General features: G+C 67.9%; 20 protein-coding genes. 8 read left to right on the plus strand and 12 right to left on the minus strand.

Annotated features, from left to right (window positions below; translation table 11 throughout):
• Positions 1-78 precede the first annotated feature (78 nt).
• Complete coding sequence (locus CRM90_RS23055) at positions 79-741, plus strand: DsbA family protein (RefSeq protein WP_102809258.1); 663 nt, start codon at positions 79-81, stop codon at positions 739-741.
• Here the strand turns inward: CRM90_RS23055 and CRM90_RS23060 are convergent.
• From CRM90_RS23060 to CRM90_RS23090, 7 genes are all read right to left on the minus strand, one after another.
• Positions 702-1223, minus strand: coding sequence for a DUF3592 domain-containing protein (locus CRM90_RS23060; protein ID WP_102809281.1), 522 nt, complete (start codon positions 1221-1223; stop codon positions 702-704). The genes CRM90_RS23055 and CRM90_RS23060 overlap by 40 nt on opposite strands.
• On the minus strand, positions 1223-2848 hold the full coding sequence (menD, locus tag CRM90_RS23065; protein WP_102809259.1) for a 2-succinyl-5-enolpyruvyl-6-hydroxy-3-cyclohexene-1-carboxylic-acid synthase: 1626 nt from the start codon (positions 2846-2848) through the stop codon (positions 1223-1225). Before menD ends, CRM90_RS23060 begins: the two co-directional genes overlap by 1 nt.
• Positions 2849-2883: 35 nt before the next feature.
• Positions 2884-3672 (minus strand): alpha/beta fold hydrolase, encoded by a 789-nt coding sequence (locus tag CRM90_RS23070; RefSeq protein ID WP_102809260.1) that lies wholly within the window; start codon positions 3670-3672, stop codon positions 2884-2886.
• Positions 3669-4412 carry a DJ-1/PfpI family protein gene (locus tag CRM90_RS23075; RefSeq protein ID WP_102809261.1) on the minus strand — a complete coding sequence of 248 codons (744 nt, stop codon included), beginning with the start codon at positions 4410-4412 and terminating at the stop codon, positions 3669-3671. The genes CRM90_RS23070 and CRM90_RS23075 overlap by 4 nt, the downstream gene beginning before the upstream one ends.
• An 11-nt stretch (positions 4413-4423) precedes the next feature.
• Positions 4424-5371 carry a GlxA family transcriptional regulator gene (locus CRM90_RS23080; protein ID WP_102809262.1) on the minus strand — a complete coding sequence of 316 codons (948 nt, stop codon included), beginning with the start codon at positions 5369-5371 and terminating at the stop codon, positions 4424-4426.
• 61 nt (positions 5372-5432) lie between these two features.
• Positions 5433-6578 (minus strand): LLM class flavin-dependent oxidoreductase, encoded by a 1146-nt coding sequence (locus CRM90_RS23085; protein WP_102809263.1) that lies wholly within the window; start codon positions 6576-6578, stop codon positions 5433-5435.
• Positions 6579-6643: 65 nt separating this feature from the next.
• Positions 6644-7519, minus strand: a complete 876-nt coding sequence (locus CRM90_RS23090; RefSeq protein WP_102809264.1) for an SDR family oxidoreductase — start codon at positions 7517-7519, stop codon at positions 6644-6646.
• A gap of 77 nt (positions 7520-7596) precedes the next feature.
• Between CRM90_RS23090 and CRM90_RS23095 the strand changes: the two genes are divergently transcribed.
• On the plus strand, positions 7597-8151 hold the full coding sequence (locus tag CRM90_RS23095; protein ID WP_102809265.1) for a TetR family transcriptional regulator: 555 nt from the start codon (positions 7597-7599) through the stop codon (positions 8149-8151).
• Between the two features lie 26 nt (positions 8152-8177).
• On the opposite strand, the gene CRM90_RS23100 is transcribed toward CRM90_RS23095, so the two are convergent.
• Genes CRM90_RS23100 through CRM90_RS23115 form a run of 4 tightly spaced genes read right to left on the minus strand, consistent with a single transcriptional unit; the run spans position 8178 to position 12580 of the window.
• A complete protein-coding gene (locus CRM90_RS23100; RefSeq protein WP_102809266.1) occupies positions 8178-9161 on the minus strand; it encodes an o-succinylbenzoate synthase in 984 nt (327 codons plus the stop codon).
• Positions 9161-10726: a long-chain-fatty-acid--CoA ligase gene (locus CRM90_RS23105; protein ID WP_102809267.1), complete on the minus strand. Its 1566-nt coding sequence runs from the start codon at positions 10724-10726 to the stop codon at positions 9161-9163. Before CRM90_RS23105 ends, CRM90_RS23100 begins: the two co-directional genes overlap by 1 nt.
• A gap of 18 nt (positions 10727-10744) precedes the next feature.
• Positions 10745-12271, minus strand: a complete 1527-nt coding sequence (locus CRM90_RS23110) for an MFS transporter (RefSeq protein WP_233209467.1) — start codon at positions 12269-12271, stop codon at positions 10745-10747.
• 54 nt (positions 12272-12325) lie between these two features.
• Positions 12326-12580, minus strand: coding sequence for a DUF3253 domain-containing protein (locus CRM90_RS23115; protein ID WP_102809269.1), 255 nt, complete (start codon positions 12578-12580; stop codon positions 12326-12328).
• 162 nt (positions 12581-12742) lie between these two features.
• Between CRM90_RS23115 and CRM90_RS23120 the strand changes: the two genes are divergently transcribed.
• Positions 12743-13276: a DUF421 domain-containing protein gene (locus tag CRM90_RS23120; RefSeq protein ID WP_102809270.1), complete on the plus strand. Its 534-nt coding sequence runs from the start codon at positions 12743-12745 to the stop codon at positions 13274-13276.
• On the opposite strand, the gene CRM90_RS23125 is transcribed toward CRM90_RS23120, so the two are convergent.
• The gene (locus CRM90_RS23125) at positions 13248-14615 is read right to left on the minus strand and encodes a DUF2254 domain-containing protein (RefSeq protein ID WP_233209468.1); all 1368 of its coding nucleotides are present in this window, start codon (positions 14613-14615) and stop codon (positions 13248-13250) included. The two genes, CRM90_RS23120 and CRM90_RS23125, sit on opposite strands and share 29 nt — an antisense overlap.
• Before the next feature lie 115 nt (positions 14616-14730).
• On the opposite strand from CRM90_RS23125, the gene fadD8 reads away from it, so the two are divergent.
• The 5 genes from fadD8 to CRM90_RS23150 are packed head-to-tail and all read left to right on the plus strand — an operon-like array spanning position 14731 to position 19014.
• Positions 14731-16332, plus strand: coding sequence for a fatty-acid--CoA ligase FadD8 (gene fadD8, locus CRM90_RS23130; RefSeq protein WP_102809272.1), 1602 nt, complete (start codon positions 14731-14733; stop codon positions 16330-16332).
• 22 nt (positions 16333-16354) lie between these two features.
• Positions 16355-16897 carry a hypothetical protein gene (locus CRM90_RS30755; protein ID WP_199190014.1) on the plus strand — a complete coding sequence of 181 codons (543 nt, stop codon included), beginning with the start codon at positions 16355-16357 and terminating at the stop codon, positions 16895-16897.
• Between the two features lie 27 nt (positions 16898-16924).
• The gene (locus tag CRM90_RS23140; protein ID WP_102809273.1) at positions 16925-17623 is read left to right on the plus strand and encodes an HAD family hydrolase; all 699 of its coding nucleotides are present in this window, start codon (positions 16925-16927) and stop codon (positions 17621-17623) included.
• Between the two features lie 15 nt (positions 17624-17638).
• Complete coding sequence (locus CRM90_RS23145; RefSeq protein WP_102809274.1) at positions 17639-18115, plus strand: nitroreductase/quinone reductase family protein; 477 nt, start codon at positions 17639-17641, stop codon at positions 18113-18115.
• A complete protein-coding gene (locus tag CRM90_RS23150; protein WP_102809275.1) occupies positions 18112-19014 on the plus strand; it encodes a 1,4-dihydroxy-2-naphthoyl-CoA synthase in 903 nt (300 codons plus the stop codon). The genes CRM90_RS23145 and CRM90_RS23150 overlap by 4 nt, the downstream gene beginning before the upstream one ends.
• Positions 19015-19096 lie beyond the last annotated feature (82 nt).

Here is a 19096-nt window from a genome sequence, read left to right on the forward strand (position 1 = left end):
GACAGCGGCGCCTGTCAGCGAGGTTGCGCCCAGGCATACACGACACGAAAAACAGGTGGAACGCGGTAGCGTGCGAGCATGCGGTTCTGGTCTGTGCTCGTGGTGGCGATCGTCGTGCTGACCTCCGGTTGTAGCAAGGAAATTGTCGGTGTGGCACAGGTGGATCCGCGCGGGCCGGGGACGGCGCTGAGCAAGGACGGCTACGGCATCGTGGCCGGCGACCCGAACGCGCGGGTCCAGATCGAGTTGTACACCGAACCGCAATGCAGCCACTGCGCCGATCTGCAGAAGGACTTCGGCGACGACCTGGCCCGCTACATCGACCTCGGCCAGCTCGCCATCACCTACCGTCCGTTGACATTCCTGGACGACAAGCCCGGCGGCTACTCCGACCGGGTCAGCAACGCGATGTTCCTGGCGCCGGGCCCAGACACGTCAGGCAAGGCATTCCAGAGGTTCGTGCAAGACCTTTGGGGCCACCAGGATTCGCACGGCAAGGGACCCAGCGACGCTCAGATCGCCGACATGGCTCGCGAGAGCGGAATTCCCGCCCAGGCCGTCGACGCGATGCGGGCAGGCAAGCCCGCGCTGGACGTCCAGGAGATGGCGGACACCAACTTCGAATACCTCTATGAGATCGACGCCATCAACACCGGCACCCCAACGGTGTTCGACCTCAACACCAACGAGAAAATCGACATCTACGACAACAACTGGTTGTCCAAGCTGATGTCGACCTGATTCGCCCGGCGCTCCAGCAGAACCAGACCGGTCAAGACCAGCCCGCCGATCAGCCACGCCACCACCGCGATCGAGCCGGCCGGGATGATCGCCAACGCCGCCGTACGGTGTTGCACGCGAACGAGATCCGGGTTGTTGCGGTCGTACTCGACGTAGATGCGCATGCCCTCGGCCAGCTCGGAGGGATAAAGCACACCGAGCTCGGGACGGTAGGTGACACGGTCCGGGGTGACGAACTCGATCGTCGAGCGGCGCGGGCCGGCTGAGAGGACTTCGGCCTGCGCGACGCCCATGTTGTGTTCGATCTGCTGATCGTTGCGCCATGCACCGGCCACCAGCAGCAATGACTGCAGCGTGACCAGCCCGATCAGGATCCACACCGCACACTTGCTCCAGCGCAACACTTTCCGACGCGTGGTGTCGACGACGTCCGGCTCGCGCCGGGGCAGAGCCGGTTTCACCCACGCGAAGAGACGGGCGATCACAACGCCGACCGGATCGCGGCGTGCAACTGCCGCAACGACGATCGGTCGGCTTTGACCTCGAGAACCCGCATGCCCTCGAAGGGTTCGGCGAGCGCTCCGCCGAGTTGGTCGACCTCGATCTGACGCGCATCGATGTGATACGCCCGGCACAGCGCGCCGACGTCGACGTCGTGCGGGGTGCCGAAGATCCGCGCCGACACATCCGAGAACCGTGGGTCGCCCTGCTCGAGGAGTTCGAAGATGCCGCCGCCGTTGTCGTTGGACACCACGATCGTCAGGTTCTTCGGCGTCGGCTCGGTCGGCCCGATCAGCAGCCCCGAGCTGTCGTGCACGAACGTCATGTCCCCGATCAGACCGATGGTCCGGCCCGTATGCGCCAGCGCCGCGCCGATGATCGTCGACACCGTGCCGTCGATACCGGCCACTCCCCGGTTGGAGCGCACCTTGATGCCCTCGGTGTTCAGTCCGACCAGGGCTGCGTCCCGGACCGGGTTGGAGGCGCCGAGCACCAGCTGGTCCCCCGGGCGCATCGCCGCGGCCACCGCGGCCGCGACGTGCAGGCCGGTGGTCAGCGGGTGAGCGGCCAACTGCTGACGCACCGCCGCCATGGTGTGCGCGTTCGCCTCGGCGCAGCGCGCCAACCACGCCGGGTCGGGCGTCCCGCTGGTCTCGGCGCGGGTGCCGGTGGCCGCGGAGTTGCCCGACACGTCCGGCCAGCGCGGGCCGGTGGTCAGGGCGAACACCGGCACCGACGGATCGGCCAGCAGCGTCGACACCGGCCGGTGCAGCGTCGGGCGGCCCAGCATGATCACCTGGCGAGGTTTCAGCAAGGGCAGTGCCATGGGGTGCAGCGGGTTGGCGGCGTGCGGGGCCGTCGGCTCGGCGACCGTCGGCAGCGCGGCCAGGTTCGGATGGACACCGGCGCCGTGCCCGGCGATCACCACGGTGTCGGGCGTCAGATCGATGTCCAGCGGCTGGTCGAAGGCCACCGGCGGGGTATACGTCCACGGTTTGCCGTCCGGCCGGCCGGGCGGGATCGCAGCGTGCCCCGATTCAGCATCCGGCACCAGCGGCTCCCGCAGCGGGATGTCGAACTGGACCGGTCCGGCGTTGGCCGACCGCGCGCCGGTGGCCGCCGCCAGCACTCGGCAGGTGGCCGAGCGCCACTGCGCGTTGAGAGAGTCGAGCTTGTCCTGGCCGCCTTCCGCGAGACCCAGGCTGATCGACGCCCGGACCTGGGTGCCGAAGTAGCCGAGCTGCTCGAACGTCTGGTTGGCACCGGTGCCCAGCAGCTCGTAGGGCCGGTTGGCCGACAGCACGATCAGCGGAACCCGGGCGTAGTTGGCCTCGACGACGGCGGGGCCCATGTTGGCCACCGCGGTGCCCGACGTCATCGCCACGCACACCGGGGCGCGCTCGGCGACGGCCAGGCCGATCGCCAGGAAGCCGGCGGTGCGCTCGTCGATGCGGACATGCAGGCGAAGCCGGCCGGCCCGGTCGGCATCGGACAGCGCGAAGGCCAGCGGGGCGTTACGCGAACCCGGGCACAGCACCACGTCGCGGACGCCGCCGCGGATCAATTCGTCGACGACGACGCGGGCCTGAGCCGTCGATGGATTCATTACTACAGCGTGTCACACGTCGATCTGGCTCGACATCAGACGAGAGTGCCTGCGAAAAAGTCCAGCATCGCGTTGTTCACGGTGTCCGGGCGCTCCAGGAATCCGAGGTGGCCGGTATGCCCGATCTGCACGTATCGGCCGTTGGGGATGGCCTCGGCGACCTCACGGCCCAGCGCGGCCGGGGTCAGCAGGTCGTCGGCGAACCCGATCACCAGCACCTCGTTGGTAATGGAACGGTAAGCGGCCAGCCGATTGTCCTTGGGGTAGACCTCGAGTTGGGCGCGCAGGCCCGGAGTGCGCTTGATCGGGAAGGCGGTGAACATCTCCACCCAGTCGCCGATCGCCTTCTCGTCGTTGATCGTCTTGGGTGAGAAGTTCTCCAGCACACGCACTTTCGCCGCATACGCGGGCGGCAGCTGGATGCCGGCCTTGGTGAGCTCGACGTCGGCGGCCCGGAACGACTTTCGGGTGCGGTCCAGGCGGCCGCGGGTGCCCATCAGCACGGCCTGGGTGACCAGCTCCGGGCGGGTCAACATCAGCTCCTGGGCGATGTAGGCGCCCATCGAGATCGCCACGATCCGGGTGGGTCCGCCGATCACGTCCTCGATGAGGGCGGCGGTGTCGGCGATCATCTGCTCCGGCGTGAAGTCGCCGGCTTCCTCGGTGGCCCCGATTCCACGGTTGTCGAACGTGACACAGCGATAGCCCGCGGACAGGAAGCGCGGAATCTGGTGGATGTGCCAGGTTCGGCCGGCGCCGCCGGTGCCGGCGATGAACAGCACCGGATCGCCGGAGCCGTTGTCCTCGTAGGCCAGGTTGATCACCTGGCAGAGGCTACGCGACCCCGTTTGCGCCGTGCCTTCGACCGCGCGGCGTCGATGGCGCCGGACCACAGCAGCGACGTCATCGCCTTGAGCTGGGTGGGCGTGGCCAGATCCTTGGCCATCAGCGCGGCAGCGGAAGCCTTGGTGGTCGCCGAGGCCTTCGACATGTGCCCGGAGTCGAACGGCGGTTGCGGGTCGTACTCCATCGACAGCTGGATCACCTTGGCGCGCTCTTCGCCGCCGATCTGTCCGGCCAGCCACAGCGCGAGGTCGATACCTGCCGACACCCCGGCGCTGGTGACGATGTCGCCTTCATGAACTACGCGTTCGTCCTTGACCGGCGTGACGCCGAGCGCCTTGAGCGCGGTCAGCGCCGCCCAGTGCGACGTCGCCCGCTTGCCCTTCAGCAGGCCCGCCGCCGCGAGGATCACCGACCCGGAGCACACCGAAGCCGTCCAGGTTGCGGTCCGGTGGGCCTGGCGCACCCAGTCGAGCAGCTTCTCGTCGCGGGAGTGCTCGATCGTCGTCATCCCGCCGGGCACGAGAATGACGTCGGGAGAGGGTGTTTCGTCGAACGAGTGGGTGGCGGCGACGACGAGCACACCGGAGTCCGCGGTAATCGGGCCGATGTCGTGCCACACGAAGCGAACCTCGGCGTCGGGCAGCCAGCGCAGCACCTCGTAGGGCCCGATGAAATCCAGGGCGGTGAAACCGGGATAGAGCACGATGGCGATCTGCATGACAGTCTCCTTTATGCGAACGATTTGCGATATTGGTCGGGCGAGATGCCGACCCGCCGAATGAAGTTGCGACGCAACGTTTCCGAGCTGCCGAAGCCGCAGCGGGCGGCAATGGTGACGACCGTGTCGTCAGTCTCCTCGAGCTGACGGCGGGCCGCTTCGGTGCGCACCCGTTCGACGTAGGCGCCGGGGGCCTCGCCGATCTCCTCGGTGAACACCCGGGTGAAGTGCCGCGGGCTCATCGCCGCACGACGCGCCAACTCGGAAATGCTGTGGGCGGCACCGGGATCGGCCTCGATCGCCTCCTGCACCTCGCGGATCGGCCGGCGACGGGCGCGCGGCATCCACACCGGCGCCGCGAACTGGGTCTGACCGCCGGGCCGGCGCAGATACAGCACGAGATAGCGCGCGACGGTCTGGGCGACTTCGGTCCCGTAGTCGTCCTCGACGAGCGCCAGGGACAGGTCGATGCCGGAGGTCACCCCGGCCGCCGTCCACACCGTGGCCGAGCTACGCAGGAAGATCGCGTCGCGGTCGACAGTCACGGCCGGAAACTCGCGGGCCATCTGGTCGGCGAACGCCCAATGTGTGGTGGCGCGGCACCCGTCCAGCAGACCGGCCTGCGCGACCAGGAACGAGCCGGTGCACACGCTCACCACGCGCCGCGAGTTGGCGGCTGCCGCGCGGATCCAGGCCATGGTGGCGGGGTCATCGCGGGCGGCGTCGACGCCGGGCCCGCCGGGCAGGACCAGGGTGTCGATGTCGGTGGGCTCGGGCATCGCCTCGGCGACGAACGCCAGGCCGGTCGGGGTGCTCACCGGACTGCCGTCGCGGGAGGCGACGCTGACCCGGTAGCCGCCCTCGGTCAGCAGCGCGGCGCCGGTGAACACGTCGTGCGGCCCGACCAGGTCCAGTGCCTGCACGCCGGGAAACCCGAGGATCACCACCGATCGCGCCATGCGTTCAGTGTCGAGGCATCCGGTGATGGCGTCTAGGCCATGCACCCCACAGATCAGGACATCACAGCTTCCTGAGGCGCCGCAGGGCCTGCATCAGCGGCAGCATCGACGCCGCGCCTTTCCGCAGGCTCCGTTGCAGCGGTCCCACGTTCGCGAGCACCACGTACTCGACGCCGCAATCGCGCCACTGCGCGGCCCGCTCGACGATGTCCTCAGGCGTTCCGCACAGCAGGCAGTCGCGGACCACCTCGGTAGGAATGGCTTTGACATGGGACAGGGCCGTCTGTTCGTCCATGTCTTGCGGGAGGATGTCCTGCGCGCCGGTGAAGCCGATACCGAGCGGATGCTGGGCGCCGTGGCGGGCGTAGAAGTGATCGGGGGCATTCAGTGCCGCCGCCCGGATCACTTCGGACTCGAGCGCTTCGTCGAGGTCGTCGTGGTTCCTGGCGGCCAACGTCATCAACCAGAGCGCCGGCTTGATCGACATCGGGTCGCGCCCCGCGTCAGAAGCTGCTGTGCGCACGGCCTCGAGCCGCTGTGCGTACTCCTGCGGAGTGTGCGGGAACGCCGGATAGAACCCGTCGGCGTAGCGACCCGCCGCGCGCAACATCCGCGGGCCGTGGGCGGCGATCCAGATTTCCGGCCACCTGCCCTTGTACGGCGGCAGCTCGAAGAGGGCATTCCGCAGCGGGAAGAATGGCGAGTCGCGATTCACCAACTCCCCCTGTGAATTCCACAACGCTCGGATGGTCGCCATGGCTTCTTCAAACCGCGCCACCGGTGTGGACCATTCGACGCCGTAGGGTTCGTTGCCTTCCCGTTCGCCGCTGCCGATGCCGAGGATCGCGCGGCCGCGGGTCAGCAGGTGCAGGGTGGCCGCTGCCTGTGCGGTGACGGCCGGATTGCGCCGGCCCGTGTCGGTCACCCCGACCCCGAGGCGAAGGCGAGCGTGGTTGCGCGCGGCGATGTTGCCCAGCATGGTCCACGGCTCCAGGTACGCGTCGCCGCGCGGCAGCAGGGCCGCTCCGCCGCAGTACTTCGGGTTGTTCCACAGTGAGCGCGGAAACAGCGAATTCAGATGGTCGGGCACCCAGAACGAGTCGACCCGAGCGGCGGCCGCGGCCGCGTAATTGGCTTTGGTGAGGAAATCGACCGTGGGGCGTCCCGCCACGATGGGGTCCATCATTCCGACGCGGAAAGTTGACATCGGTTCAGTGTGTTGGGGCCCGCTGCGGACAGCTTCCGTAGTCGACTACTCAATTCCACCGGGCGTCAGAAGTAATGTCGCTCCAGGTCTTCGAGCAACCCGATACCGGTGGGCTGCCAGCCGAACCGCTCACGGGTAAGGGCGCTGCCGGCCGGCATGTCGAGGCTGAAGAACCCACCGATCCACCCGAAGTGATCCATCGCGTTCTCGGCAGGCATGCTGGTGACCGGAACGCCCAGGCCTCGGCCGATGGTCTCGGCGATCGCCCGGGTGGGCACACCTTCTTCGCCGATCGCATGCAGCACGGTCCCACTGGGTGCACCTTCGGCGGCCAGCCGGAACAGCTTCGCGGCGTCAGTGCGGTGGACCGCCGACCAGCGGTTGGTGCCGTCGCCGACATACGCGGACACACCCTTCTCGCGCGCGACGTCAACCAGCCGCGGGACGAACCCGTAGTCGCCCTTGCCGTGCACCGACGGCGCAAGCCGAACGATCGACACCCGCACTCCGCGGTCGGCGAACGCCAGCGCGGCCTGCTCGGAGAGGCGCGGGGACTGCGGGTTGGCGGCCTGGTCCTCGGTGAGCACTTGGCCGAGCGCGTGCCCGGCAGTTCCACTGGTGACGACCAGCGGGCGGCCAGAATCAGCGAGCGTCTCACCGAGCGCGGTGATCGCGGCGCGATCGAGTTCGCCTGCGGCGGAGAAGTTCTCGAAATCATGGTGGAACGCCAGGTGGATGACGGCGTCGGCGTCCGTGGCTCCGCGGCGCAGAGTGTCCGGGTCAGCGAGGTCACCGCGGTGGACGTCGGCGCCGGCGGCGGTCAATGCGGCGGCGGACTCATCGGAGCGAGCCAGGCCGTGTACCTGATGGCCGGCCGCCAGCAGTTCGGGCACCACTGCCGAGCCGACCCAGCCGGACGCTCCGGTCACGAAAATCTTCATGGGACTACCTCCATGTCAGTCGCTGTCATCAAACCTAGCGCTGATGTCAGCAACTGTCATCCCGCTAAAATTCCCGCATGAGTCGCTGGGAGCCGGACGCGCAGGGCCGCCTGCAGCAGGCGGCCATGGCGCTCTACACCGAGCGCGGATTCGACCAGACGACCGTGGCCGAGATCGCGGAGCGCGCGGGCCTGACCGAGCGCACCTTCTTTCGCTACTTCGCCGACAAGCGCGAAGTGCTCTTCGGTGGCCAACCTCAACTACTGGAACAGTTGACGAAAGGCGTTGCGGAAGCTGCAGATTCGGCCGCTCCCCTGGATGCAGTCAGCGCGGCGTTGCAGGCGGTGGGCGCCTTCTTCGACGATCGCCGGGACGCATCGCGGCTGCGGCAGGCAGTGATCGATGCCAACCCCGCCCTGCAGGAACGCGAGCTGTCCAAACGGTCCGCGCTGGCCGCCGCGATGGCCGACGGCTTGGTCCGCCGCGGTGTCGCCGAAACCACCGCGCGCCTGACCGCCGAGGCCGGGGCCGCGGTCTTTCAGCTGGCCTTCGAGCAGTGGCTGGCCGACGACACGCACGACCTCGCTCACTTCGTGCGCCGCGCGGTCGCGGAGTTGAAGGGCAGTTTCTAGCGTCGAGATCGACGTTGTGCAGGGATCTACTCGCGATTGTTCTGCGATGTGTCGGTTTGGGCGAAAGGAAAACACGCGCGGACGCGCTCGATCCACCAGTCGCGGCGCTCGGCCGGCGCGGCGAGCGCGGCCAGCCGAGCCGGGTCCGGCACCACATCGCCGACCGGCAATCCCCCGTCGACCAGGCTGATCTCCGCGACATCCTCGACGAACAACCCACCGGTGCCCAACCCGCAGGCATGCTCCAGCCGCGGCAATGCCGCCGCGGCGGTCAGGCCCGCGGCGATGCCGACCGCGGTGTCCAGCGCGCTCGAGATCACCACCGGGATGTCGATCTCGGCGGCGATGTCCAACAACGCCCGCACCCCGCCCAGCGGCGGCACTTTGAGCACCGCGATGTCGGCTGCCCGCGCGCGCACCACTGCCAGCGGGTCGGCCGCCTTGCGGATGCTCTCGTCCGCGGCCACCGCGACGTCCACCCGGCTGCGCACCTCGGCCAACTCCGCCACCGACTTACAGGGCTGCTCAAGGTATTCCAGCGGACCGTCGGCGGTCAGCGCGCCCGCCGCGGCCACCGCCTGCTCGACGGTCCACCCGCCGTTGGCGTCCACCCGCACTGTCGGGATCACCGCACGCACCGCGTTGACCCGGGCGACGTCGTCGGCCAGCGTCTGGCCCGGCTCGGCGACCTTCACCTTGGCGGTACGCGTGCCGGGGAAACGCTCCAACACCTCCGGCACCTGCCCGGCCGGGACCGCAGGCACCGTCGCATTGATCGGTACCACCTGGCGCACGACTGAAGGCCGTGCGCGGTAGGCGGATTCGATTCCGGAGGCCAGCCAGTGCGCCGCCTCGGGCGGTTCGTATTCGACGAACGCGCCGAACTCGCCCCAGCCGGCCGGCCCGTCGATCAGCGCCACCTCACGAACCATGATGCCGCGGAAGCGAACCCGCATCGGCAGAGCGAGAACGTGCAACCGGTCCAGCAGGTCGTCCAGCGCAACCGTCATCAGATCGCGCGGCCGCGGTTCTCCCAGTACGGGTTGCGCAGGTCGCGCTTGAGCAGCTTGCCGGTGGGGTTGCGCGGCAGCGCCGGCGAGATCTCCACGCTGCGCGGGCACTTATAGTGCGCCAGCCTCTCCCGGCACCAGGCCACCAGTTCTTCTTCGGACGTCTGGCCGCCGGCGGACAATTCGACGACCGCCTTGACCGACTCGCCCCACTTCTCGTCCGGCACACCGAACACCGCGGCGTCGAGCACGGCCGGATGATCGGTGAGCACCCGCTCGACCTCGACGGAGTAGATGTTCTCACCGCCGGAGATGATCATGTCCTTGAGCCGGTCCTCGACGAAGATGAAACCGTCCTCGTCGACACGGCCGATGTCACCGGAGCGGAACCAGCCGTCCTCGGTGATCGTCGAGGCGGTGGCCTCCGGCTTGTTGTGGTAGCCCTTCATCAACTGCGGTGTGCGGAACCACAATTCGCCCGGCTGACCGACCGGGACCTCAGCCAGCGTGTCGATGTCGACCACCCTGACCTCCACCTCACGAGACGGCTGGCCGGCACTGATCATCCGCTCGGGCCGGGAGTCGTCGCGATGCACCTCCGGGGAAAGCTGGGTGATCGCCCCGCAGACCTCGGTCAGGCCGTACACCTGGATGAAATCGGTGTCCGGCCAGGCTTTGAGCGCCGACTTCAGCAGCGCCGGCGGCATCGGGGAGGCGCCGTAGACGAACGTCTTGAGCGCGCTGAACAGCTTGACCGCATCCTCGCCGGACTCCAGCACCTTGCCCAGGACGGCGGGCACCAGGAACGTCCGGTTGGCACCTTGCAGGAGAGCACCGGCCAGCGACGCACCGTCGGCCTCACGCGTCATGATCGTCGGGATACCGGCGTGAATGCCGTACTGCACGTAGGCCGACCCGCCGACATGGAACAACGGCATCGCCACCATGTTCTTGTCCTCGTCGCCGAACTCGAACGTCGCGGCATTCATCGTGTGCGCCAACACGTTTCGATGAGACAGGACCACGCCCTTGGGCCGGCCCGTGGTGCCCGAGGAGTACATGACCAGCGCGGCGTCCTCGGGATCGACCTCGGCCGGACGCCCGGCCGGGGTGGCGGCGGCCAACAGGGCCTCATACCCGTCACCGTCCGCGCCGTCGGGCGTCACCTCGATGACCGCCGTGACGTTGGTCAGCTTGTCGCGGATCTTGTCGACCGCACCCATCAGCTCGGTGCCGACGATCAGCAGTTTGGCACCCGAGTCATTGAGGACGTAGTCCATCTCGTCGGCGGCCAGCCGGAAGTTGATCACGGCGGTGGCCGCGCCGATCGACGCCGCCGCCAGCGTCAGCTCGACGCATGCCGGGTGGTTCTTGTCCAGGAACGCCACCACGTCGCCGCGCCCGATGCCGCGCTCCACCAGAGCGCCGGCCAGGCGCCGGATCCGGTCGTCCCACTGCGCCCAGGTCCAGGTGCGGTCCAGATAACTGATGGCCTGACCGTCGGGCTTGTGCTCGGCCCAGTACGCCGGCCGGTCATCGAGGAAGCGTGGTTCGGGTGGTTGCATACGAGTCAGATTGCCACGTCAGGCCGAGGACGAGCCAGCCTTCGGTCGCAGCAGCACCCAGGCAGCCACCATTGCGGCCGCGGGCACGACGGCCATGATCAGGCTCAAGTCGTGGATGGCGGTCAGCCAACTCTGCGCTGCCTCCGACACCACCCAGCGGGCCTGCTCCGGGTCCAAGACCTCGGCGCCGGCCGCCGGGCCGGGCACACCGCCGTGCGCGACGCGCAAGGCGTCGCGGGCCTGCTCCTCGGTGATCCCCGACCCCTCCAGCTTGTGCCGGCCGTCGCGCAGGAACAGCGTCGTGCCGACCAACGCGAACAGCGCCGGCCCCAGTGAGTAACTGGCCTGTCCGACAGCCGGTTTCACCGCCGAGATGACGCCACCCAACTCCGCCGGCGCGCTGGACATCATGATCGTGGACTGCGGGGTCTGCACCACCGCGCCACCGATCGCGTTCAGCGCCACCGCAACACCCATGACAAGGATCGGCGTGTGGGCGTCGAGCACCACCAGCATCACCATCCCGGCCAGCAGGATGGCCAACCCGGACACGAGCACCGCGCGCTCGCCGAACCGATCGACCGCCCGCCCAGCCGCGGTCGCGGCCACCGACGCCAGCAGCACCGCGGGAATGAGCAACAGCCCGAGCAGCTCCGGCGACTCACCACGGATGGTGACCAGATAGTAGGCGAACAGGATGGTGGCCCCGCCCTGCAGAAAGTTGAACGTCGCGCCGGCGATCACCGCGGCGTTGAACCGGCCGGATCCGAAGATGCGCATGTCCAACGCCGGCTCGTCGGTGCGTCGCTCCCAGAACACGAACGCCACCGCCAGCGCGATCCCGACCAGGATCTGCACCAGGGCGCTCACATGGAAACCGCCCTGTAGCTGAGTGAGCCCGAGAATCAACAGGATCAGCCCGACGGCGATCAACAAGATCCCGACGACGTCCAGCTTGCGCTGCCACCGCAACGTCTCCGGTACGTATCGCATGGTCAGCGCGAGCGTGACGGCGGCCAGCACCGGGGTCACCAGAAAGCATGCACGCCAACCGAAATGCGCCGCCAGCCAGCTTCCGACCGCGGGCTGGAACACGCTGAGGGCGTGACCGACGCCGAGGTACATCGCGATCGCAGCGGCACGGCGTCCCGCCGGAAACACCGCGTTGATGATGGCCAGCGACAACCCCAGAACAAATGCGAAGGCAATGCCCACCCCGGCCCGGGCGAACGTCAGCACCGCCACGTTGGGTGCCACGGCCGCCAGCACGCCGAAGCCGATCGAGCCGTAACAGCCGATCGCGAACATGCGCTTCATGCCGTACAGGTCCCCGAGTGCACCCGCGCCGAGCACCGCCGCGGCCAGCGTCAGAGTGGCCAGGCAGGCCAGGAAACTGGCGGTGCTGGGGCTGAAGCCCAGACCGTGGCGCACCTCGGCGAGGTTGGCCGACAGGATAGTCGGGTCGGCGGCGGTGATGCTGTAGCCGAGCCCCATGGCCACGATCGTCATGGTCGCGGCGAGGCCGGTCACCTGCTGCTGCGACATGGGCAGATGCTAGCCGCGGCCATTGTGTGGGCGCGCCGAAACGCCACCCACGAATCAGGTCGGGGTTCGTCGTATCCGGATGGGTCCGCGCCACTCCGCGTCCGGGTCGAGCTCCTCGTCCTTCTGCGTGACGACGACATCGCCGCTCCTGGCGAGCTCACGGGCGACGTCGCGGGTCGTATCCATCAACTCACGCCAGTGCTCGGCATCCACGGCGCGGGCGGCGTCGGACGGGCAGATCGTGCGCGGGGCACGCTCGGCTGTCATCGAGAGGATCGCGGCGCGCAGCCGACCGCCCACGTCAGTCATCGCGACGCCGTTCTTCGCGCACGCATTGTGCAGCCATCACTCCGAAGTTCATAACTGACTCTCGATCGTTTCCCGACGGCAGCCGCCGGGTAACTCGATGGGCAGAGGGGCGAACGCCGCGGTGCTCGACAACGGCCTATCGCCGGAAAGTGGTTGTGCGTTATGTGGTTTGACGCCTGGAGCGACATCGTGCGAGTACTGCTCGTGGGCGCTGCGGCGTACGTCTTCCTGATTACGACGTTACGGGTGTCGGGCAAACGTACGCTGGCCAAATTAAATGCCTTCGACCTGGTGGTCACCGTCGCCGTGGGGTCCACACTGGCTACCATCCTGCTGAGCGGAGACGTCTCGTTCGCGGAGGGCGCTGCAGCACTGGCATTGCTGGCTGCTCTGCAGTACCTCGCCGCCAAGCTCTCGCGCCAATCCCTCGGGCGTTCAGTACTGACTGCCAGGCACAGCGTGCTGATGGCGAACGGAAAAATCGACCACGATGCGCTGCGCCGTGAACGAGTCAGCGTCGACGATGTCCGGCAAGCCGTCAGGTCCTCCGGGCACGGCGATCTCGCCGGTGTCGCCGCGGTGGTGCTGGAATCGGACGGGTCGTTCAGCGTCATCGGCGTCGACAAGATCGGCGACGGCTCGGCACTGAGTGCGCCGGACCACAGGCTCAAGTCGACGGACTCCACCGCTGGTTGAGCGCCTCGCCGACTTGGCGGGCAACCAGCTCGAGGTCAGTGCGTTCTGCAACGTCGAAGTCCTGCCCCGCGATGCTGCGTTGTAGACGTGCGCACTGCTCGGCGATCGCGTGCCGATGCCCGGGCAGCCGCACAAGCCAGGCCACGTCCCTCAGCAGTGCCAGCAAAGTCCCCATGACCCGCGGATCCTGCGCACCGTACAGCCGTGGCTGACCGCACACGAGGTCCAGCAACTCGGGTAGGTCCGGCTGGGCGATGACAACCCGGAGTACGTCGTCGTCGTCGCGCAGAATCCTCGTTCCGAGGCGATATCGGGCCAGGTCGCCCAGGACCGCCGTGCAGGAGTTCAACGCATGTATCGCGGTGGTGGGGTCGTTGATCCCCGGTGACAGTGCCCGTACGGCGACATCGGTCATCTGCCGCAGTCCGTAGCCGATGTCTTGGGTCGCGGTGCGTTCGACGCCGGTGTGCAGCGCCGCCGCGACGCAGCGGCGCAGCGCGTCGGAGCCACCGTCTTCCAGCCCCTTTTCTGGTTCGATGGCCCAGAAGAAGGCCACCGGCACCCCGGCCACCACATTGCTTCCGACCGGGCGGTCGATCCACACCACCGCACCGGCATCGACAGCGGCCGAGACGAGGGCATGGTCATCGACCTGAACCAGGAAACCCGAACTGTCGGCCGTGATGATGTCGCAATGCGCCGGCGGTGTCGGCCTCACATCGTTCTGCTGCTCGTCGATCGGGTCCAAGGTGCGCCGAGTCGTGTCGAAGATGTCGGCCGAGACATGGTCCAGCATCGTCTCGATCCGGATCTGGCGGACGAGGTGCCCGAGGAACAACACCAACACGAGCACGCTGGCCATCGCCAGCAGGTACGCCACGGTGACCGAGATCCGCGGGACGAACAGTCCCGACCCCTGGTTGTCGTTGCGCACGGTCCGTAAGACGGTCAAGGCGTAGGCGAACGTCGCCAGGAACAACGCAAGCGTGCGTTGAACAAAAGGATCGGCCGCGAATGTCCGCAGCAGCCGCGGCGAGTACTGGCTGCTGGCCAGCTGGAGTGTCACCAGAGTCAACGAGAAGGTCAACGACGTCACCGTCATCAACGACGTGGCGATGGCGCCGAGTACCTCGCGCGCCGCATCGGCACTTCCGCCGAACAGGTAGCCGGCCAGCGTAGGGGACATGTGGTTGTCGACAACAGCGTCGAGCTTGGGCAAGCCGACTCCGACGGCGACGGCAGCCACCACGCCCAGTGCGGGAACCGGCCACAGCCGGCTCCGGATGGCGTCGGCGAGAACCGCCCGGCGCTGACCCGCGGCGGCGAACAAGTCGAACACGCCAGATCCTTTCGCCGACGACTGGTCGGATTCACCATATTGACGTCTCTTCAAACCGCCGGGGCGAGCAGGAGGCCCTTCCTTCCGAACTGGAACACGTTCTAATGTGGACCGCATGAGTGACGAGCTGCTTCGCCATCCCCTGCATTCTGGCCACCTGACCGTCGGCGCGCTGAAGCGCAACAAGAACAAGCCGGTGCTGCATCTGGGGGACACCACCCTGACCGGAGGCGAGCTCGCCGACCGCATCAGCCAGTACATTCAGGCGTTCGAGGCGCTCGGCGCCGGAACCGGGGCGACCGCGGGGCTGTTGTCGCTGAACCGGCCGGAGGTGCTGATGATCATCGGCGCCGGCCAGACCCAGGGCTATCGCCGGGTGGCACTACACCCTCTCGGCTCACTCGACGACCACGCCTACGTGCTCAACGACGCCGGGGTGACATCGCTGATCATCGACCCCAACCCGATGTTCATCGAGCGCGCGCAGGGCTTGCTGGAGAAGGTGCCCGCCCTCAAGCAGGTGCTGACGCTCGGTCCGGTGCCGGACGCCCTCGGTGATTCCGCGGTGGACCTGATCGCCGAGGCCGCCAAGTACACGCCGACGCCGTTGGTGGCGGCCGACCTTCCGCCCGACCACGTCGGCGGCATGGCCTACACCGGCGGCACCACCGGTAAGCCGAAGGGCGTACTCGGCACCGCACAGTCGATCACCACGATGACGACGGTTCAGCTCGCCGAGTGGGAGTGGCCGGAGAACCCGCGGTTCCTGATGTGCACGCCGCTGTCGCATGCCGGCGCGGCGTTCTTCGTGCCGACCGTGGTCAAGGGCGGCGAGCTCGTGGTGCTGACCAAGTTCGACCCGTCCGAGGTGCTGCGGGTGATCGAAGAGCAGAAGATCACCGCCACCATGCTGGTGCCGTCGATGATCTACGCGCTGATGGACCATCCCGATTCGCACACCCGCGACCTGTCGTCGCTGGAGACGGTGTACTACGGCGCCTCGGCGATGAACCCGGTGCGCCTGGCCGAGGCGATCCGCCGTTTCGGACCGATCTTCGCGCAGTACTACGGACAGTCCGAAGCGCCGATGGTGATCTCCTACCTCGGCAAGAAGGACCACGACGAGAAGCGGCTGACCTCCTGCGGGCGGCCCACCCTGTTCGCGCGCACCGCACTGCTCGACGCCGACGGCAACGAAGTGCCCCAGGGCGAAGTCGGCGAGATCTGCGTGTCCGGGCCGCTGCTGTCCGGCGGGTACCACAACCTGCCGGAGGAGACGGCCAAGACGTTCAAGGACGGCTGGCTGCACACCGGCGACATGGCGCGCGAGGACGAGGACGGCTACTGGTTCATCGTCGACCGGGTCAAGGACATGATCGTCACCGGCGGCTTCAACGTGTTCCCGCGTGAGGTGGAGGACGTCGTCGCCGAACATCCCGCCGTCGCGCAGGTGTGCGTGATCGGTACCCCGGACGAGAAGTGGGGCGAGGCCGTCACCGCGGTGGTCGTGCTGCGGCCCGACCACCCCAGCGACGATGACGCGGTGGCGACGCTGACGGCCGAGATCCAGGCGTCGGTCAAGGACCGCAAGGGTTCGGTGCAGTCACCCAAGCAGGTGATCATCGTCGACTCGGTGCCGGTGACCGCGCTGGGCAAGCCGGACAAGAAGGCCGTGCGGGCGCAGTTCTGGGAAGGGTCATCGCGAGCCATCGGCTAGGTCCGCGGCGCATACTTGGCTGATGCTGTCCCGCGTCATCCCGCTCGAGTACCTCAAAGAGCGCGACGTGATGTTCTGGCTGCCGCCCGGCGGCCAGGACAACGACGTGTGGGCCGACACCTGGGTCATCCTGGCTGACCTCGAATCCGCCGACGCGGCAGCGGTTCTCGCACTGCTGCGCGACGCGGACATCGGCGGGTACGTGGCCCGGCCGAGCGGCCTGAAAGGCGCACCGGCACCCGGCGTCCAGCTCTACGTGGATCGTGAGCAGATCCATCGGGCCACCGATGTGGTGATGCAGTTCCTGCGCGGCAAAGAGCAGCCGATCATGCCGCGTGCGGAACGAATCGCGCCGAGGATCCGCGGCAGGATCACGGTCCCTGCCGTGCCCCGCTCGGTCTCGGTGGCGCTGCAGATCGCGTTCATGGCTGGGCTGATCGCATTGGGTATGACGTTCGCGTACTACCGCGGCGCATCGATGTTGGAGCACCGGCCGCACCACCCCGCGCCGTCTTCGAATGCGCCCGGCATGACCAACCCCACCTGGACCAACCCCAGGCCCTGAGCGGCGCCACGCCGACGCACTGGCAGCATGGGGGCCATGCCTGTGCGCGCTGTGCTGTTCGACTTCTCCGGCACTCTGTTTCGTCTCGAAGAGGACGACCGCTGGTTCGCCGGGATGGAGCTGATCAACGAGGACGGCCGTCGCGCCGTCGACGAGCACGCGCAAGCCGAGTTGATGGAGCGCCTCACCCACCCCACCGGCGGCTCGGTGACGAGAACCGAAGAGGCGCAGCGAGCCTGGGTCAACCGTGACCTCGCGCCGGCTCTGCACCGCGAGGCCTACCTGCACGCGCTGACCGACGCCGGCCTGGCGGCCGACCATGCCGAAACGCTCTATCAGCGAGCCGTCGACCCCGCGTCGTGGCTGCCCTACCCCGACACCGTCGAGGTGTTGGGATCGCTTCGGACGCAGGGCCTGCGCACCGGCATCGTGTCCAACATCGCCTTCGACATCCGCCCCTGCTTCCGTACCGCCGGCGCGGACGCCGACGAGTTCGTGCTGTCGTTCGAAGTCGGTGCGGTCAAACCCGATCCGCGAATCTTCGAGATCGCACTGCAGCGACTCGGCGTCGCGGCCGACGACGCGGTGATGGTCGGCGACAGTGAGGAGAACGACGGCGCCGCGCGCCAGCTCGGCTGCGACTTCATCCTGGTCGATCCGCTGCCGGTCGCCGAGCGCCCCACCGGGCTCGTCGACGCACTGCGCGACCGCGGCATCGGATGCTAGGCGTACCTTTTGGGCATGGCCGACTCCGAGCGCATCAGGCCGCCGTGGTGGCTCAAGCCGATGAACAAGGTCTTCATGGCGGCGATGCGTCTGGGTATCCCGTTCGGGACAGAATCACCGGTGGTGCTGACGGTGCCCGGACGGATGTCGGGCAAGGCTCGCTCGACGCCGATCACCCCGTTCACCGTCGACGGCAAGCGCTATGTGGTGGGCGGTTTCCCCGGCGCGGACTGGGTGCGCAACGCCCGCGCCGCCGGCGTCGTCACCCTCACCACCGGCCGGCGCAGTGAAGCGGTACGCATCGTGGAGCTGCCCGCCGAGGAGGCACGCCCTCTGCTGCGGGCGTTCCCCGTCCTGGTTCCCACCGGGGTCAGCTTCATGAAGAACGCCGGGCTGGTCACCGAGGCCAAGCCCGAAGAGTTCGAGGCGCTGGCCGGCCGCTGTGCCGTTTTCCGATTCGATCCCCTGAGTAACGGAGTTCACAACCCTTGACTGACAATCCTTTTGACCCGTCGCAGTGGCGAGCCATCGACGGCTTCGAGGACCTGACCGATATCACCTACCATCGCCACGTCTCCGACGGCACGGTGCGGGTGGCGTTCGACCGTCCCGACGTTCGCAACGCATTTCGGCCGCACACCGTCGACGAGCTGTACCGCGCGCTCGACCACGCCCGGATGTCGCCGGATGTCGGCGTGGTGCTGCTGACGGGCAACGGGCCGTCAGCCAAGGACGGCGGCTGGGCGTTCTGCTCGGGCGGCGACCAACGCATCCGGGGCCGAAGCGGATACCAGTACGCCGAAGGAGAAACCGCGGAGACCGTCGATCCGGCGCGCGCGGGGCGGCTGCACATCCTGGAGGTCCAGCGGCTGATCCGGTTCATGCCGAAGGTTGTCATCTGTCTGGTCAACGGGTGGGCGGCCGGCGGCGGGCACAGCCTGCATGTGGTGTGCGACCTGACGTTGGCCAGCCGGGAGCACGCCCGGTTCAAGCAGACCGACGCCGACGTCGGCAGCTTCGACGGCGGGTACGGCAGCGCTTATCTGGCGCGGCAGGTCGGCCAGAAGTTCGCCCGGGAGATCTTCTTCCTCGGCCGGCCCTATACCGCCGAGCAGATGCATCACATGGGCGCGGTCAACGAGGTGGTCGACCACGCCGAGCTGGAAAACGTGGGCGTGCAGTGGGCCAAGGAGATCAACGGCAAATCACCACAGGCCCAACGCATGCTGAAGTTCGCCTTCAACCTGCTCGACGACGGATTGGTGGGCCAGCAATTGTTCGCCGGAGAAGCCACCCGGCTGGCCTACATGACCGACGAGGCCGTCGAGGGCCGGGATGCGTTCCTGGAAAAGCGCGATCCCGATTGGACTCCATTCCCCCGATATTTCTAGGGATTTGGGCGCGTTTTCGTTCGCTCACGGGCGTTGTCAAGCTGCGTGGAGTCGGTCGGTGTCGTTTTCAGCGGGGAGGTTG

It is taken from the genome of Mycobacterium sp. ENV421 (assembly GCF_002887815.1).
Classification (GTDB): domain Bacteria; phylum Actinomycetota; class Actinomycetes; order Mycobacteriales; family Mycobacteriaceae; genus Mycobacterium.

Bases quoted from the DNA above. Each gene is read 5' to 3' on its own strand.
- CRM90_RS23055 (WP_102809258.1), top strand. From the start codon at position 79: ATGCGGTTCTGGTCTGTGCTCGTGGTGGCGATCGTCGTGCTGACCTCC.
- menD (WP_102809259.1), bottom strand. From the start codon at position 2,848: ATGAATCCATCGACGGCTCAGGCCCGCGTCGTCGTCGACGAATTGATC.
- CRM90_RS23075 (WP_102809261.1), bottom strand. From the start codon at position 4,412: ATGCAGATCGCCATCGTGCTCTATCCCGGTTTCACCGCCCTGGATTTC.
- CRM90_RS23080 (WP_102809262.1), bottom strand. From the start codon at position 5,371: ATGGCGCGATCGGTGGTGATCCTCGGGTTTCCCGGCGTGCAGGCACTG.
- CRM90_RS23085 (WP_102809263.1), bottom strand. From the start codon at position 6,578: ATGTCAACTTTCCGCGTCGGAATGATGGACCCCATCGTGGCGGGACGC.
- CRM90_RS23090 (WP_102809264.1), bottom strand. From the start codon at position 7,519: ATGAAGATTTTCGTGACCGGAGCGTCCGGCTGGGTCGGCTCGGCAGTG.
- CRM90_RS23095 (WP_102809265.1), top strand. From the start codon at position 7,597: ATGAGTCGCTGGGAGCCGGACGCGCAGGGCCGCCTGCAGCAGGCGGCC.
- CRM90_RS23100 (WP_102809266.1), bottom strand. From the start codon at position 9,161: ATGACGGTTGCGCTGGACGACCTGCTGGACCGGTTGCACGTTCTCGCT.
- CRM90_RS23105 (WP_102809267.1), bottom strand. From the start codon at position 10,726: ATGCAACCACCCGAACCACGCTTCCTCGATGACCGGCCGGCGTACTGG.
- CRM90_RS23110 (WP_233209467.1), bottom strand. From the start codon at position 12,271: ATGTCGCAGCAGCAGGTGACCGGCCTCGCCGCGACCATGACGATCGTG.
- CRM90_RS23115 (WP_102809269.1), bottom strand. From the start codon at position 12,580: ATGACTGACGTGGGCGGTCGGCTGCGCGCCGCGATCCTCTCGATGACA.
- CRM90_RS23120 (WP_102809270.1), top strand. From the start codon at position 12,743: ATGTGGTTTGACGCCTGGAGCGACATCGTGCGAGTACTGCTCGTGGGC.
- fadD8 (WP_102809272.1), top strand. From the start codon at position 14,731: ATGAGTGACGAGCTGCTTCGCCATCCCCTGCATTCTGGCCACCTGACC.
- CRM90_RS30755 (WP_199190014.1), top strand. From the start codon at position 16,355: ATGCTGTCCCGCGTCATCCCGCTCGAGTACCTCAAAGAGCGCGACGTG.
- CRM90_RS23140 (WP_102809273.1), top strand. From the start codon at position 16,925: ATGGGGGCCATGCCTGTGCGCGCTGTGCTGTTCGACTTCTCCGGCACT.
- CRM90_RS23145 (WP_102809274.1), top strand. From the start codon at position 17,639: ATGGCCGACTCCGAGCGCATCAGGCCGCCGTGGTGGCTCAAGCCGATG.